This window comes from Celeribacter baekdonensis (genome assembly GCF_003047105.1).
Lineage (GTDB): Bacteria > Pseudomonadota > Alphaproteobacteria > Rhodobacterales > Rhodobacteraceae > Celeribacter > Celeribacter baekdonensis_B.
Map to the genome: position 1 here is coordinate 25,524 of NZ_CP028476.1, position 15,403 is coordinate 40,926.

At 53.4% G+C, this 15,403-nt stretch carries 15 protein-coding genes; 8 read left to right on the forward strand and 7 right to left on the reverse strand.

The window, feature by feature from the left end:
• The first annotated feature begins 9 nt into the window (after positions 1 to 9).
• From DA792_RS21380 to DA792_RS21390, 3 genes are all read left to right on the forward strand, one after another.
• The gene (locus DA792_RS21380) at positions 10 to 651 is read left to right on the forward strand and encodes a YjbF family lipoprotein (protein ID WP_159075355.1); all 642 of its coding nucleotides are present in this window, start codon (positions 10 to 12) and stop codon (positions 649 to 651) included.
• A gap of 172 nt (positions 652 to 823) precedes the next feature.
• A complete protein-coding gene (locus DA792_RS21385; protein WP_159075356.1) occupies positions 824 to 2,866 on the forward strand; it encodes a GumC family protein in 2,043 nt (680 codons plus the stop codon).
• Between the two features lie 3 nt (positions 2,867 to 2,869).
• Entirely contained in the window at positions 2,870 to 3,070 is a 201-nt protein-coding gene (locus DA792_RS21390; RefSeq protein WP_107722833.1) for a hypothetical protein, read from the forward strand.
• 83 nt (positions 3,071 to 3,153) lie between these two features.
• Here the strand turns inward: DA792_RS21390 and DA792_RS21395 are convergent, their stop codons facing one another.
• From DA792_RS21395 to DA792_RS21410, 4 genes are all read right to left on the reverse strand, one after another.
• On the reverse strand, positions 3,154 to 3,561 hold the full coding sequence (locus DA792_RS21395) for a hypothetical protein (protein WP_159075357.1): 408 nt from the start codon (positions 3,559 to 3,561) through the stop codon (positions 3,154 to 3,156).
• A 138-nt stretch (positions 3,562 to 3,699) separates the two neighbouring features.
• Positions 3,700 to 3,966 (reverse strand): spike base protein, RCAP_Rcc01079 family, encoded by a 267-nt coding sequence (locus DA792_RS21400; protein WP_107722835.1) that lies wholly within the window; start codon positions 3,964 to 3,966, stop codon positions 3,700 to 3,702.
• An 88-nt stretch (positions 3,967 to 4,054) separates the two neighbouring features.
• Entirely contained in the window at positions 4,055 to 5,182 is a 1,128-nt protein-coding gene (locus DA792_RS21405; RefSeq protein ID WP_107722836.1) for a glycosyltransferase family 4 protein, read from the reverse strand.
• Positions 5,183 to 5,290: 108 nt separating this feature from the next.
• Entirely contained in the window at positions 5,291 to 6,256 is a 966-nt protein-coding gene (locus DA792_RS21410; RefSeq protein ID WP_107722837.1) for a sulfotransferase domain-containing protein, read from the reverse strand.
• A gap of 339 nt (positions 6,257 to 6,595) precedes the next feature.
• Here DA792_RS21410 and DA792_RS21415 point away from each other — a divergent pair, with 339 nt between their 5' ends.
• The 5 genes from DA792_RS21415 (at position 6,596) to DA792_RS21440 (ending at position 11,816) form a co-directional block, all read left to right on the forward strand.
• Entirely contained in the window at positions 6,596 to 7,351 is a 756-nt protein-coding gene (locus tag DA792_RS21415; RefSeq protein ID WP_107722838.1) for a sulfotransferase family 2 domain-containing protein, read from the forward strand.
• A gap of 306 nt (positions 7,352 to 7,657) precedes the next feature.
• The gene (locus DA792_RS21425; protein WP_107722840.1) at positions 7,658 to 8,518 is read left to right on the forward strand and encodes a hypothetical protein; all 861 of its coding nucleotides are present in this window, start codon (positions 7,658 to 7,660) and stop codon (positions 8,516 to 8,518) included.
• A 40-nt stretch (positions 8,519 to 8,558) separates the two neighbouring features.
• Positions 8,559 to 9,794 (forward strand): lipopolysaccharide biosynthesis protein, encoded by a 1,236-nt coding sequence (locus DA792_RS21430; protein WP_159075358.1) that lies wholly within the window; start codon positions 8,559 to 8,561, stop codon positions 9,792 to 9,794.
• Positions 9,795 to 9,807: 13 nt separating this feature from the next.
• Positions 9,808 to 10,470: an acyltransferase gene (locus DA792_RS21435; protein ID WP_107722842.1), complete on the forward strand. Its 663-nt coding sequence runs from the start codon at positions 9,808 to 9,810 to the stop codon at positions 10,468 to 10,470.
• Positions 10,471 to 10,526: 56 nt separating this feature from the next.
• Positions 10,527 to 11,816, forward strand: a complete 1,290-nt coding sequence (locus DA792_RS21440; protein WP_107722843.1) for a hypothetical protein — start codon at positions 10,527 to 10,529, stop codon at positions 11,814 to 11,816.
• Here DA792_RS21440 and DA792_RS21445 read toward each other — a convergent pair.
• The 3 genes from DA792_RS21445 to DA792_RS21455 form a co-directional block, all read right to left on the reverse strand.
• Complete coding sequence (locus DA792_RS21445; RefSeq protein WP_107722844.1) at positions 11,766 to 12,914, reverse strand: glycosyltransferase; 1,149 nt, start codon at positions 12,912 to 12,914, stop codon at positions 11,766 to 11,768. The two genes, DA792_RS21440 and DA792_RS21445, sit on opposite strands and share 51 nt — an antisense overlap.
• A 188-nt stretch (positions 12,915 to 13,102) precedes the next feature.
• On the reverse strand, positions 13,103 to 14,113 hold the full coding sequence (locus DA792_RS21450) for an NAD-dependent epimerase/dehydratase family protein (protein WP_107722845.1): 1,011 nt from the start codon (positions 14,111 to 14,113) through the stop codon (positions 13,103 to 13,105).
• 11 nt (positions 14,114 to 14,124) lie between these two features.
• Complete coding sequence (locus tag DA792_RS21455; RefSeq protein ID WP_107722846.1) at positions 14,125 to 15,291, reverse strand: nucleotide sugar dehydrogenase; 1,167 nt, start codon at positions 15,289 to 15,291, stop codon at positions 14,125 to 14,127.
• Between the last annotated feature and the right edge of the window lie 112 nt (positions 15,292 to 15,403).

Sequence of the window (15,403 nt, forward strand, 5' to 3'; positions counted from 1 at the left end):
GGGCTTGCAATGACAGGACGTTGGATTGTGGTGGCTGCGGCTTTGATGGTCACGGCGTGTTCTGGCGCGACCTCAAATAAAGTCATGGGGGTGCTCACGGGCACCAAATTGGGTGTGTCGCGGGTGGCGAACCCCACCTTCACCGCGTTGAAACAGGCCGGAGCGCCCCAAAAAACCATTTCTGTACAGGCCCAAAACCTCGCGGCGAATTTCTATCTCTGGACCACGTCAACGGATGGGGTCGGGACCTGGTTGACCGGCAACGGAGCCACGGTTTCGATCAAAGACGGCATGATTGTTGGGACCCGCGGATTTGGTGCCGATGTGCTCGCGGCGGATGTGTCCAAGACGGCGAGCCTCGTGCGGGCTCGGCGTGAAGGCTATGCGGAACGTTTCATGACGCTCCTGTCCGGCAATGACCAAGCATATACCGTGTCTTTCCAATGTCGCGTGAGCAATCAGGGGCCTTGGGATCTTGATCTGGGCGGCGGCGCCAAGAAAAAAACGGTTCTGATGCAAGAAGATTGCCGGGGCTACGGTGAGAGCCCGCGCAATCTGTTCTGGGTCGATGCCAAGACAAATCAGATCGTTCAGTCACGGCAATGGTTGAACACGACAGTTGGCGCCCTGATCACTCGCGATGCGGGTTAAGGGTGACATGACGTTGTTCCTCTTTTATGGGCAGGTTTTAACCACTCATTTGAAGGCTTTGGAACTTGTGTTCATATGTCCGTCTAACATATGGCAGAACGCATAAGAATGTGCTTGGTTTGGGTATGTCTAGGTCAAGCACATGTCGAGAGACAACAAGGAAGCGGTCGTGATGAGTGATGAGAATCTTGAAGATGTACTGAGTTTTGCGCCGCTTTTTCAGGCGATCAAAAACGGCAAGGTGACCATCGCCGTCTGTGTCGGTGCAGCGGCATTGGTCGGCGCCTTTTATGCCTTTCAGGTTGCAACACCTGTGTACCGGGCCACGTCCACGCTGCAACTCAACGTGAAGACCAGCCAAGTCATCAGTTTTGATAATATTGTTGAAGGGTTCTCCGGGACATCCGTTGAACTGAACTCAGAGCTTCAGGTGATCCAAAGCAGGGGCTATCTGGCCGATGTCAGCCGTAAACTCGATCTGATTTCTGACCCCGAATTCAATCCATATCTGCGCGAAAAGGGGCTATTGTCCCGTTTGTTAGCAGGCCAAGATGCCGATGCCAACGCGGTTTCTGAAGCGGTGCAATTGGGGGCGGTTGTGGATGCGCTCTCCAACAAAACCAACGTCCGCAACGTCCCTGACTCGTTTATTTTTGTTGTCTCCGGGTTGAGTAAAGATCCGCAAAAAGCGGCGCTTATCTCCCAAACCGTCAGCGAAACCTACATCGAAAAACAGCGCACGTATAAAGTGGCCGCCACAGAAGAGGCCGCACTTTGGCTCTCTGATCAAGTGCAAGAGCTGCAAAAGGAACTGGAGGCGTCTGAGCAAAGACTGTCTGAGTTTAGTGCCTCGATCAGCCTGCCCGGAGAAGAGGGTCTGGATGCCCTCGAACGTCAGCTGAAAGAAACACGCAACCGGTTGACACTCAACCGCTCCGCCTTTCAGACACTGACGATTGAACAAATTCAACTGCTTGAACTCGAAGCGCTGGTCAACCCGACATACAGTCAGGTGGCTGCGCTCACGTCTGATCGCGATCTCATCCGCTTGATGCGCGAAAGCGAGGACAATTTTTCATCGCCAGAATTTGTCCGTATGCTGCAAAGAATTAAAACGTCATTGAGCCAGAATATTGCGCGTTTGGACCGCGAGTTTGTCGCGTTGACTGAATCCGAGGCGGTTCTCTCCGACAAGCTGAATCAGCAATCAACGGAACTGATCGCACAGCGGCAACTTGAACGCGAAGTGGAGGCGAACCGCCTGCTCTACGAACATTTTCTGACGCGGACGAAAGAGACCTCATCTCAGGAAGGCATACAAACCGCGGACAGCCGGGTGATTTCCAATGCCGAAGTGCCCAACTTCCCGCAATCGCCAAACCGGCCGATGATCATCATTTTCAGTGCATTTCTGGGGGGCGTTGTCAGCCTCGGCTGGCTCTTGCTTGGGGAAAGTTCTCGCCGCAATTTCCGTTCTACGGAAGAGATTGAACAGGCCACGCGCCTGCCGGTGATCGGGGCAACTCACCGGGTGCGTGCCAAATCCCGATCCGATGTTTTGGCGGTCCTGCGGGAGGAACGATCCAGTCCGTTTGCCGAGTCCATCCGAAATTTCAGATCTTCGCTTGAACTGTTGGGATCAGGGAATGCCCATAAGGTCATCATGATGTCATCCTCCTTGCCGGCCGAGGGGAAAACGACAACAAGCATTTCGCTTGCCATGAGCTATGCCCAAATGGGCAAAAAAGTCTTGCTTGTGGAATGCGATCTGAGGCGCGCCAAGTTCCAAGTCTATTTTGACTTGCCGCCGTCTGGCAGTCTCGTGGCTTTGATGCAGGGATCGGGCACGCTTGATGAGGTTGCGACCCCTTGCCCGCAAATTGGCTGTGATGTCATCACGGCCGGGCAAACCGATCAAAGCCCGGCGGATCTTTTTGCACAGACGGATTGGCAAAGCCGCATTGAAGAAATGCGGGCGGCCTACGACATTGTGATTCTGGATACGCCGCCTGTTCTGTTGGTTCCTGACGCGCGGCTTATGGCGCATTATGTGGATTACAATGTGCTCCTCGTGGAGTTTTCAAATACGCCACGTGCAGCGGTCAAACGCGCCATCGCCACCTTCAAATCCTCTGGGCATGATGTGGACGGTATTGTGTTGAGCATGATCGATTCCACAAAAGCGCACGACTATTATGGCGAAGGCTATTATTGAGCCATGGCCCTCAAGACACCCTGTTGGCTCAAAGCCGCTGGGGTGCCTTGTTCCACAACCAAACCTGATGAGTTATTGCAGGGCCCAGGTTTCGGTTTGGTCCAGATTTTCGAGAACCGTCGTTGGCAACAGCGCAAGCTTGTAGAACTTTCCGCCTACTCTTTGATTGTCATTGCTATCCGTAAAAAGGCGAAGATGCTGTGAAGCGGAAAGCGTTCCATTATAGTCACTGGCCGAATACTCTTCGAACCCATCCACTCGCCCCAAAAGCTGGCCACCGGTTGCATTCAAAGCAATGCAATAGGCGTGCAAGGCCCCTCAAATCCCGTGGAAGACTGTCGGCGAAGAGAGGACAGGGCCGTCCCATTAAACCGAAAATTAAAACCATTGGTCTTTGATCCGGCGTCCACTTGAAAACCTGCTGCACTCTCCATCGAAATCAAGGCAGAAAAATTTGACGGAAAGGTTTCGACCGTTGCTGCCATCACGAAAGAAAATGTGGCCGGAACAGGCAGGGTTGCGTGCTCTAAGGTCTGAGTGCTCCCGTCGAAATTCAACCAATGGGACGCACCGTCAGTCCGGTAAATTGGACGCGACAAAGCCACAGACTGCGTCAGGTGATATCCATTGCCAGACTTGTCGAGAACCATCCCGACAGGATCGCCATCCGTGGTCACCGGAACAGTTTGCCCCATGTCCTGAAACAGCGTTGAGAGATCCGAAACATCATACCACGCAAACGCGGACAGTGCGGTGGGGCTCCAAGGCGGAGGGGTATTGCTTGGGCGCGGATTTCTACGCCCCATCAAACCAAAACCAATTGAAAACATGATTTACCCCACGACAAACGCATGAATTCCGGTGGCTGTCGTGCCGGATGCCAAAACGCGGCGGGTGCCAACGGGGAGAATCGAAAAATCCGTCATGTTGACAGATCGCGTCTCACCACTTTGCGCGACAAACGACAGGCTGCCAGCCGTTTCCACAAACAGAGCTACAGCGACAGCCGGGAGGTCCAGCGCATCGGATGGCACAACGGGCAGAAGATCCGTCGCCGGACCATTGAGATTGGGGACGCGGGACTTAAACGGGTCTTGCATGCTGTCATCCTTTTCATCGTGTGTGATGAAAAGGCTTATAAAACGATCCCTCTAAGAGGGTCTTAGCCCAGAGTACGCTGCACCGGTGTCAGCTTTGCAACACCTGCATATAAGTGTCGAACAACGCCTTTTGATGCGCCTCAGGCGTGTAGCTGGGGACATAGGTCTTGATCCGTTCAAAAACGGGATGTGTGTCCTCGCAGAGATCCTTGATGGCCGCGGCAAAAGTCTCAGCGTCAGGTGTCTCGATCAAAAGTCCCGTGCGATCATGGTCAACCGTCTCACAGGCGGCCGTCCACCGTCCGGCAATCACCGGAACCCCCAAATGGATCGCTTCCAAAGGCACCAGCCCAAGAGGCTCCGGCCACAAGCTTGCAAACACAACACACCGCGCGGTCTTGATCAGCTCCTGCACTTCGGCAGGGGATTTCCAACCCAATATCTGCGCGCTTGGATTGGCTGCCAGAACCTGATCCCGATCTTGACCATCGCCCACAAAAACCGCCTGGACCCCCGCCATCTGGGCAGCTTGAGCGAATAGGACAGCGCCCTTTTCCGGGTTCAGCCGACCGATAAAGAGAAACCTGTCGCTGTGGCGCGGGTCCCCCTTGGGATCGGGCGACACCTCCACAGGGTTGGGCACGTGATACAATCCACACCCTGCCGACAGGTAAGGCGCCATGATATTTTTCTGAAATTCGGAAATATAGATGATGTGTTTCAGACCGCGGGGCAGGGCACCGGCGGTTTGGCTGATGGCCTGACGCACGACCCGCCACGCCTTATGACTGGCTTTGCGCACATCACATTGTGTGGTCAGGCAAGACACCCCCATGGCCCGCCGGGTACAAATTTCGTCCTTCTGGTAGTCGTAAAACCCACCATTTGGGCAGGCCAGAAAATAATCATGCATCGTAAAGACGTTTTTCAAAGCACCGCGGGCCAAAACCGGGCCAATGGCGGGCGAGATCGCTTTGACGTAGCTGTGGACATGCATGACCGTCGTGGCCGGATCCAACGTGTCCATCACCTCGGATAAGGCACGCACGGCCTCTGCGTTCCAAATTCCCTGAAGCGCCGCTTTCACCCGGCTTTTGGCATGAAGGATGTCAGACTGGTCCAAACAGACCACGGTGATGTTGGGATGTGTCAGCTCGGGCGCAACAGGGCCAACCGGCGCGAAAAACGTGACCTCTAACCCAGCTTCAGCCGCCAAACGCGCGCCATCAATCGCAACCTTTGCCCCCCGCCGTTGATACAGGCGAAATCGCTGACAACCAAAACGGATCGCAGGGGGTTCTCTAATTCGTTCACGTTGGGACCTTCATCTGTCGTTCCACTCATGCGGTGGCTGCCGTTTTTCAATCTCAAACAAACTCCCACGGTCCCGGACCAACTGCAAGGTACGGGGGTAATCGTCGCCAACCAGGTCCAAGATTCGTGCGCGGGCGACATCACTCAAGGGCGGCTTTGGCGTCTCTTTTGAATTCAGACGGTGGAACCAAGTGCGCACAAAGTTACGCAACTTACGTGGTGTGATTTGATTCACCAAAGGCTTGATGGGCAGCGTGTGATAAAACGCCAAAAGCCTTGATGCGGCTTGCGAACGTGGTGCCCGAAAGGAATTTTTAGGGCCATCTATGGCATTCGTATATGAGAGCGGTACGGAGAGAAATTCCTCTAAATCCTTCAAGATCATCGGTAAATTTTGGGTCACATCCGCAAAGTGATAAATCCGAACGTTGGCCGGGCCAAACACATCCAGATAACTTTTCACGGCATCAAAATAGAGGGATTGGCGCACAAAGGAATATTGCAACGCACTTGGCTGTTCCCCCAGGGCTTGAATTTCTTGCTGCTCAATTTCTAAAGCCTCTTCCAAGGGTTCGGGCACCGCCCCCCAACGGTTCATCATCAAATAATGTGAATAAGCGCGGGCCACGGGCTCTCGTAAAACCGCAATGATTTTGGCGTCAGGATTGGCGTCAAAAATCCGTTTGGCTGTATTTCGCCCGTGCAATTGGTTGGCAGAAGCATCGATGGCAAAGGCTTCCTCTCTCCACTCTTTAAAAAGGGCCATATAGGCGTTTTTATTATACGCCTGCTCAATCACCGGGATATTTTTCCCCGCGCTATAGGCAAAGCGGTCTGGGGCAAAAACGAAAAATTGCGGCTCCTTAATCACCGGCCCAAATATGTGGCGTGATTGTACAAGTGCGGCCTGAAGAAATGTCGTGCCGCATTTCGGGGGGCCAACAAGAAAAAGATTAGGTATATCGCGTGAGTGCAAGGCGGATCAATCCCATAATTTTTCGCGGGAATATGTTGTTCTTTCCGCTTATGTGCCCGTTGATAGTGCCAGCTTCACCACAATGAACCAAGGCATTTGTCCCGATGTCACGCTATTGCAAAAAAATGGGGCATCTGTGCCAGCCGTTTTTCCCACATGGTCTAAATTTTGGCGTTTCAATTGCGGTTAAATCATAATCTATGCAAACAGTGCGGGAGACTAAGTCAGACAGATCAGAAAATTCTGTTTTGCCATCCTCACATTGGGGCTTCCCCAACTGCCCCAATCCCTTAACCTGAGCGGGGCAGGAATCAAAAAACAGCGATCGAAAGTGTTCCCATGGTCAACATCATCCGCGAAGCGGACAAGTTTGTTTTCGTCCACATTCCAAAGTGCGGCGGCTCTTCTATCGCAATCGGGCTCACGGCAGCTTTGGATCCGCCGCTCCCGGGCGAGATCCGCTATACCGGCCTGAAACTCGACACCCGTGAAGGTCTCGGCACATATATGGACGCGCACAAACCATTGTGGATGTTGCGTGACTATTTTCCCGATGAACTTGCCGCCTATCGCAACTGTGCCTGTTTTGCCGTCGCGCGCGATCCGTTCAAAAGGTTCATTTCAGCGGTCCAACAACATATCCGTGAGTTTGGCAACTCCAACATTGCCGAAATGTCCGATGCTGAGGTCAATCAGACGCTCGATCACATCATGGATCACATCACGACACACCGGGACAATGTGGGCGGGGAATATGTCCACTTTATCCCACAATACGACTATGTTTTCCTGGACGGTGAACGCATTGTTGAACATGTGTACCCCCTTGAAAACCTCGATGCGATGGCGACCCATATTGCCACGGTGATCAAACGCTTTGGCAAACCGCTCCGCAAAGTCATGCCCTCTGGTCTCTATTGGTCCGTCAAAAGCTTTGTCATCAAATCCATGACAAAATACCTGCCGGACAACTCCCTGGATGCGTTGCACAGCGATCGGGTGCGCGCCTTTGTCAAAGAGTACTATGCAAATGACACTTGGCTTTATGACGAAGCGCGCCAGATGATCGCATCCCAAACGGCACAGGCCTCATAGCTCCAGCGGCCTGTCCGAGTGTGGCTCTGAGGCGATGCAGACCGATAGAAAACACCGGGCGCTCCAATCGACCCCAAACTGATTTAAAAATTAGCATCGCTCTCAAAGAGGCCCCTTAAAAGGATAAAACTCTCGATCAACACGGCCTTTTCTGCGTATAAAAAGCCATGCCTATCACCGGGCTCTTGGATGTGATCAAGATATGTTAGGGACGTGATGGCGACGAATATTGGGCAGCTTCTTGAAAGATCTAAATCCCGTAAAATCATCGTCGTAACGGGCCCTCCCAGAAGTGGTACAACGCCCGTGGGTGATATCATTGCCCATATGCCTGGGGCGGTGTCGATCTATGAACCTTGGGGCCCCACCGGAGATGTGCGCATCAACGAAGAGTTTCCCATCGTTGGGGCGGGATCTCTGACACAAGACGTGTTTGTGACGTGGTTGGACCATCTGAGTCGCTTAAAATTGCAGCTTGGTCAGCAAAGCCGACCATCACATAAAAAGGCGTCGCTTCTGCGCCAGATGATGTTGAAAATCGGCGGCAGTCGCAGCCTGCACTCCTATCGGCTTGCACGGTTGCAGCCCTTTGCCGACACCATCATCTGGAAAGATCCTCACGCCTTTCTCTCCCTGCCGTCTTTGCTCGATCAGGGATTGCCGGTCGTGGTAACGCTCAGATCGCCTTTCGCGGGGGCGGCCAGCTATAAACGGATGGGTTGGGTCACAAAATTAGAGCCGATCTACGCCCGCTACAAAGCGCGATATGGGGCGGATGCCATTCTTGAAGAGAGTGTAAAAATGCCGCCCTGTGCGGTGCGCAGCGCGGCCTCCGTTTGGCGGATGGGCGCCCTTTTGGTTCAGAAACATCAAACCTCCCCTCACCTTTTTATCGTCTGCTCGACAGAGCTCGAGACCAACGAAACCGCCGTTTATGAGGCGTTGTTTTCTTGGCTTGGCGTCGCGGCAGAAAAGCCCATGGCCTATCTGGCCCAGCAACAAAGCAAACGCTCCGTCGGGAAAAAAGCACCCAACGCGACCCATGACTGGACCCGCTCTCTGGCGCAGACAAATCAATATTGGAAAGAGGCGTTGACGCCAGAGGAGGTGGAGATTGTCTCGACTTTGGCTGGTGATCTAGCGCAGGAGCTATTAGGGACATCGTGAGCCCTCTATGACCCCGCGGTCTCCAAAAAAGGTTAGCCTCTTGTTCAAGAAGTCATTGTTTGTGATGGGTGTGCGGATCACGACGCTCGTTGTGAAATTCGCCCTCACATTGTTTATCGCAAGGTTTCTTGGCCTTGCGGATCTGGGGTGGTTCGGCCTTGTGTCCTCGGCCGCGATCGCCGCCGCCCCCCTGCTTGGAATGGGCACGATGCAAGTCCTGGCGCGCACCGCGGTGCGCGCCGAAAAAGGCGATCTCATCGCCCCTCTGGTCCATTATCTGGTCTATGTGGTGTGCCTCTATCTCGTCATCCTCGGCGTGCTCTTGGCGCTCTCCCTTGCCAATCCGCTCCTCGTGTTCTTGGTTTGGTGCGTGGTGCTGATGGAGCATCTGGGCACCGAAAGCTACCAACTCCTCGTCAGCCGCGCGATGCCCATATGGGCCAACCTTCTCCATTTCATTCGAGCCGGGCTCTGGGCCTTGCTCTATATCCCTCTGGCCTATGCGTTCCCTGCGCTGCGCAACATAGACGCCCTGCTGTTCTTTTGGTTTATCGGCGCCACAATTGCCTTTTTCGGCGTCATTGTCGCCCTGCGGGACTGGCCATGGCTTAAAACAGGGGTGCGTCTACGCGAGGGCATCACATCCACATTCAGGACCACACGGGCCGCGCGGCCGCTGTATATTTCCTCCGTATGTGAAACGCTCTCGGTGCAATCGGATCGGTTTATCATCACCGCCCTGCTTGGCGTCGAAGCCACCGGTATTTACGTGTTTTTCCTACAAATCGGCTCAGCCTTGGCCAATTTGCATTACTCCGGCGTGGTGCAAATGTCGCGGCCCGCGTTCGTGCGGACAGCCGCCGAAAACCCCGCCCGCCTCTCACATTTGTTTTGGTCCACCACTCGCATGGCAACCCTGTCCACCGTCTTGTTTTCGGTCGCGGCTCTGGTCGGCATAACCTATCTTTTGCCGCTCATCGGCAAAGAAGCCTTGAGCGCATGGCAAGTGATTTTCTACTTTGTGCTGGTCAATTTTAACCTCAACGTGTTTGCTGAGCTACAAAAAATGGCCATGTACTCACTGCATGCAGATCAAGCCATAATGCGCCTCACAATCATTAACTTTGTGATCGCACTTCCGGTGCTTACCTTAGTTATTTCCGTGTTTGGCCTGATTGGTGCCGGAATCTCGCTTGTTTGCATCGCAACAATCCGAGTTCTTATGCAGCTTGCATGGCTGAAAGCTTATAAAGCTACACCCTCGAAGGATTTGTAAAAGGAAAAAGTTGGTGAAAATACTTCATATACTTGCCGTAATTCTACCGCGCCCTATCAAAATTATGATATATCGCCGCACCATGCGTGCCGAAATCGAGGCGAACGTGAAAATTGGCATGTCTTACATCCATGTCAAAAAACTTGTCCTGAAAGAAGGAAGCGTAATAAAAAACTGGAGTGTGTTACGGAATCTAGAGCGGCTAGAGCTTGGTAAGAATGCACGGATTGGGAATAGGGTGTATGCAACGGCCATTCCCTTAGGATCTAAAAAACATTTCAGCCACCGAGTGGATCGCGTTCCCGCTTTGCTTATGGGAGAAGGTGCTGCACTCACTGGGAATCATTTTCTGGATTGTAATGATAAAATTACAATTGGTGACTTTTCGCTCTTTGCTGGCCGTAACACATTTATTTACACGCATGGGATTGACATTATGGATGCAAGACAAGATTGCGCACCGATCACGATCGGGAAACACTGCATGATTGCGACACGCTCTTTATTACTGAAAGGAGCAAAATTGCCTGACAACTCGGTACTTGGAGCACAGTCCGTGCTGACAAAAGCCTATCTAGACACACATACACTCTATGCAGGAAACCCCGCAAAACCCGTAAAGTGCCTTTCATCAGATGCCGCATTTTTCAAGCGAAAGAGCTGGTATGTTGAGTGATTGAATGGAATTCTTGGCCTCTTTAAAAACATCGCCGGCACAAAGTTAGAGAAGCCATGACGCGCGTCCGTTTTCAAAATTATCGACTGATGAGCTATCCAGAACGGATTGTGGCCTATCTTTGCCTTGCGGGTTTTAGCACAAAACTTGTCTTTGAACTTGGTCTGGGCCTGTGGTGGTACAAGCTCAGCACAACGACTTTGCTCATCTTTCTTGTGTTATTGGCCCTAGATCACGCCGTCTGGCTGGCAAAAGGCCAGTTCAGAGGTCTCCCGTCGGATCGTCCTATCTTGGTGCTGATTGTCTTTTGGTTTTTGTTGAACCTGCACGGTGTGCTCATCGGCAAGCTACAGGGGCAATCCATTGCGAGCATCATCAATGACTCGGTTCCGACGCTTTTGTGCCTTTTGTCCCTGATCCGATTTGGCCTCATGCCAAAAGTGGATTTCACCGCTGCCTTTCGCCGGATCAAAGGCATCATCTATGCCACCGCCATAGGCTGTGTTGTGGTGGGAACCATTGCCGTTACGCTTGGCCTGCCCTCACGCGCATCTCCCGGCACACATATTTTTGCGATGCTGGCCGCACTCCAATTCGTCGCGTTGGCCAAAGGCAAATTTAATCTGCGGTTCTGGGGCGAAACACTCATCTTCTGGTTCGTCTTTGTCGCCTCCGTCGAGGACATCAACCGCTCGACCTTGGCCTCTATTGGTGGCGTGTTTGTTATTGCCCTCATCATGCGACTGCGCTTCGACATTCGCGGGGGGCTCACCGGGCTTTTGATGGTTGCCCTGTTTCCCTTTGTTCTGCTTGCCACCGTCCCAGAGGGCAGCAAAACATATGTCCGCATCTACAACATCATAAACGGTGAGGAGGGCGGGGAATCTATTTCATTGAACTCGCGCAAACTCGAAAAACAACAGATCGGGTCACAGCTTCAGCGCAATGGGTTTACCACAGAGCTTCTCGGACTGGGCCATGGCGCCACCTATGAATATTCTGTGTATGGGAAAACAGAACTCGACCACGGTCACGCCCATTATGCCACGGCTTACATGCAATTGCGCTACGGCGCCGTTGGCACGCTCTATGTTTACGCCCTCGCCGCATCCGTTCTCTTGGGGGGGCTGATTGCCCTCAAGAACGGATCAAGTATGGCGCTGTTTATGGGTGCGCTGAATCTGACCGCCTTTGTCTATCTCTTCACTTGGGTGAATTTTTTCTTTTATTTTATGGGTCTGACCTACCTCATCTACTCCAGTGGCCTGAGGCATTGGAAAGACACAAAAGAGCGGTCAGCGCAGGTTGTCGACGAATTCGGACAACTCACGGCGAAAGCGCTCTGAGGCAAACGACTTTGCATGAGCCGCAATGGTTTCTTCCGAAAACCCTGCCGCGTTCGCCTCAAAGGCTTCGATCGCTTGCAACAGCGACGGCACCGTTTGGTCGTCAAAATGCACGCCCGTCGGCTGTGCATGTGATAGCCCTCTCACCGTTTCCGCCGTACCGCCATGCGACAGAGCAATCACCGGCGTGCCGCAAGCCTGAGCTTCGACAGGCACAATCCCGAAATCTTCCTTGGCGGCAAAAACAAACGCTTTAGCGCGCTGCATATGATCGCGCATATCCTCAAAAGACGCGTGCCCCAAAAACGTGACATTGGGCCCGGCTGCCGCACGAATGCGCGGCATTTCCGGCCCGTCACCCGACACGATCAACCGAAGATCTGGCCGCTCTTTGAACGTTTCAACGATGAGTTGGATTTGTTTGTAAGGCACCATGCGCGAGGCCGTGAAATAAAAGTCCTCGCGCGGTTTTTCGGAGATTGTAAACGCATCCGTGTCCACCGGCGGATAGATGACCGTGGCCTCGCGACGATAGGTTTTCCATATCCGCTTTTTGATGAATTCGGAGTTGGCAATCAGATGATCAATCTGTGGCGTTGAACGCATGTCCCAAAGCCGGAACTTATGCATCATCTCCCGCGCGATCTTTTGTTTCAACCAAGCGCCCGTGCCCCCGATTGAGCCGATATATTCATGGGTCAGATCCCAGGCATAGCGCGCCGGGCTGTGCATGTAGCACACATGAAGCTGATCCGGGGAGGTCAGAACCCCTTTGGACAGCGAGGCCGACGAACTCAGCACAAGATCATGATGGGTGACATCGAACTCCTCAATCGCCCGCGTGCTTTGCAAAATCAGATAGCGATAATATTTCTTCACCCCCGGCCAGTCGTTTAGTCGGCTCGTTTCAACGGGCCGCCCCAGAGACACCTGGGCCCGCTCCTCGGGTGAGAGAAAATCAAACAACGTGTAAATCGTCGCCTGCGGGTAGACCCGCACCATTTGTTCGACAACTTTCTCCGCGCCGCCAAGGACGGGGAGCCAATCGTGGACCAAGGCCACATCGAGCGTTTCATTCGTCTTGTTCGAAGAATTCATATTCGGGCCACCCTTGGTACAACTGTCGTCACTACATACGCAGTAATGCTTTTGAAGGGTCACGATTTCAACCGCTGGCCTGATGGCAGAGGGCTTTTTTCACATATGTCACAAGCCGATGTTACAAATGCATCAAAATGTGCAGGCCGCCCCACAATTCCAGACGCTTCAGACCTGAGCCCCACGTGTCACACGTCGTAATATTGCCGATACCAGCCGACAAATTTAGCCACGCCGTCTTTGACATCGGTTTTGGGCGCGTATCCGGTGAGCTTGTGCAACAGATCGGCATTGGCCCAGGTCGCGGGCACGTCACCCGCTTGCATTGGCATCAGATTACGGGTGGCTTTTTTGCCCGTGGCGGCCTCGATGGCTTCGATGAAGGCCACCAATTGCACCGCGTCAGAATTGCCAATGTTCACCACCCGGAAGGGCGCAACCGGGGACAGGCTATCACCCTCTACCACCACGCCATCTTCGGGCCGCACAGGCACCGCGTCGATCAACAGGCGGATGGCATGCACGAGATCTTCGACATAGGTGAAATCGCGCTTCATATCGCCGAAATTGTAAACGTCGATCGGTTTGTCATCCAAAATCGCCTTGGTGAATTTGAACAGCGCCATATCCGGGCGACCCCAAGGGCCGTAAACGGTGAAAAATCGGAACATGGTGATCGGCAGGCCAAACAAATGCGCGTAGGAATGCGCCATGTTCTCCGTGGATTTCTTGGTCGCGGCATAGAACGACATCTGATGGTCTGCCTTATCGGTCTCGCAATAGGGCATGTCGGTGTTGGCGCCATAGGCCGATGAGGTGGACGCCAACAGCATGTGTTTGGGCGGATAGGCCCGCGCCGCTTCCAACAGCTCAAAGGTGCCGATGATGTTGCTTTCAAGGTAAGAGCGCGGGTTCTCGATCGAATACCGCACCCCTGCCTGTGCCGCGAGGTGGATCACCACATCGGGCTTTTCTTCTTCGAACAGCGCCCGCAAAAGACCCGGCGTCTCGACCTTATCATGTACAGACCGGTAGTCCTCATAGGCCAAAAGCGTGTCTTCGCGCCGCTCTTTCAGCGCCACGTCGTAATAATCTGACAGGCAATCCAACCCGATGACGCGCAAGCCATCTTCCAAAAGGGTCCGACAGACAAAAGAGCCAATGAACCCGGCGGCGCCGGTGACGAGAGCTGTGGGCATAGGGTCTGTCCTCAATCCGCGCCAAACAGGTCGCGGGTGAAAATTTTCTCAGAAACATCTGAGATATCATCGGTGACGCGGTTGGCGACGATCACATCAGCCTCCGCTTTGAACGCCGCCAAATCATTGACCACGCGCGATCCAAAAAATTCGCTCTCCTCCATCACCGGTTCATAGACGATGACCTCGATGCCCTTGGCCTTGATCCGTTTCATGATGCCCTGGATCGAGGATTGGCGGAAATTGTCAGAACCCGCTTTCATCACCAAACGGTAAACACCCACCACTTTCGGATGCTGCGCGATGATCCGATCGGACAGGAAATCTTTGCGGGTGTGATTGGCATCCACAATGGCGCGGATGAGGTTTTGCGGCACTTCCGAGTAGTTCGCCAAGAGTTGTTTGGTGTCTTTCGGCAGGCAATAGCCGCCATAGCCAAAGCTCGGGTTGTTGTAATGTGACCCAATACGTGGGTCCAAACCGATGCCTTCAATGATCTGGCGTGAATTCATCCCACCCGCCATGGCATAGCTGTCCAATTCGTTAAAAAACGCCACCCGCATCGCGAGATAGGTGTTGGCAAACAGCTTGATCGCCTCGGCCTCATCCGCGTCCGTGAATAGGATTTCGACGTCCTTTTTGACGGCGCCCTCAAGCAGCAAATCCGCAAAGACGCGCGCGCGATCCGAACGTTCGCCCACGATGATCCGCGAGGGATGAAGGTTGTCGTACAGAGCGCGGCCTTCGCGCAGAAACTCAGGGGAGAAAATCACCTGATCCGTGTCAAATTCGTCTCTAATCCGGCTGACAAAGCCCACGGGAATGGTCGATTTCACCACGATCGTCGCCGTTTCATTGACGGCGAGCACCTGTAAAATGACCTTCTCCACGCTCGACGTGTCGAAATAATTGCTCTTGGCGTCATAGTTCGTCGGCGTCGCCACGATCACAAAATCAGCATCCGTATAGGCCGCTGTGCTATCCATTGTCGCCCGCAACTTCAGGGGCTTATGCGCCAGAAACTCTTCAAGTTCGGCATCGACGATGGGGGATTTGCGCGCATTGAGCATCTCAACCCGAGAGGGGGAAATATCCACCGCCACAACATCATGGTTTTGCGCCAACAAAACCGCGTTCGACAAACCAACATAACCGATACCGGCCACTGCGATCTTCATGGGTTAGCCTCTCTCATTTCGCCCCAAAGACACCATGCACCTTTGCCCACCTCAATGCCACGCTTTCGCGACAAACCGCATAGCCCCTTCTCAGTATCAACAACCCCTCTCC

Bases quoted from the DNA above. Each gene is read 5' to 3' on its own strand.
- DA792_RS21380 (WP_159075355.1), top strand. From the start codon at position 10: ATGACAGGACGTTGGATTGTGGTGGCTGCGGCTTTGATGGTCACGGCG.
- DA792_RS21385 (WP_159075356.1), top strand. From the start codon at position 824: ATGAGTGATGAGAATCTTGAAGATGTACTGAGTTTTGCGCCGCTTTTT.
- DA792_RS21390 (WP_107722833.1), top strand. From the start codon at position 2,870: ATGGCCCTCAAGACACCCTGTTGGCTCAAAGCCGCTGGGGTGCCTTGT.
- DA792_RS21395 (WP_159075357.1), bottom strand. From the start codon at position 3,561: ATGGGGCAAACTGTTCCGGTGACCACGGATGGCGATCCTGTCGGGATG.
- DA792_RS21400 (WP_107722835.1), bottom strand. From the start codon at position 3,966: ATGCAAGACCCGTTTAAGTCCCGCGTCCCCAATCTCAATGGTCCGGCG.
- DA792_RS21415 (WP_107722838.1), top strand. From the start codon at position 6,596: ATGGTCAACATCATCCGCGAAGCGGACAAGTTTGTTTTCGTCCACATT.
- DA792_RS21440 (WP_107722843.1), top strand. From the start codon at position 10,527: ATGACGCGCGTCCGTTTTCAAAATTATCGACTGATGAGCTATCCAGAA.
- DA792_RS21445 (WP_107722844.1), bottom strand. From the start codon at position 12,914: ATGAATTCTTCGAACAAGACGAATGAAACGCTCGATGTGGCCTTGGTC.
- DA792_RS21450 (WP_107722845.1), bottom strand. From the start codon at position 14,113: ATGCCCACAGCTCTCGTCACCGGCGCCGCCGGGTTCATTGGCTCTTTT.
- DA792_RS21455 (WP_107722846.1), bottom strand. From the start codon at position 15,291: ATGAAGATCGCAGTGGCCGGTATCGGTTATGTTGGTTTGTCGAACGCG.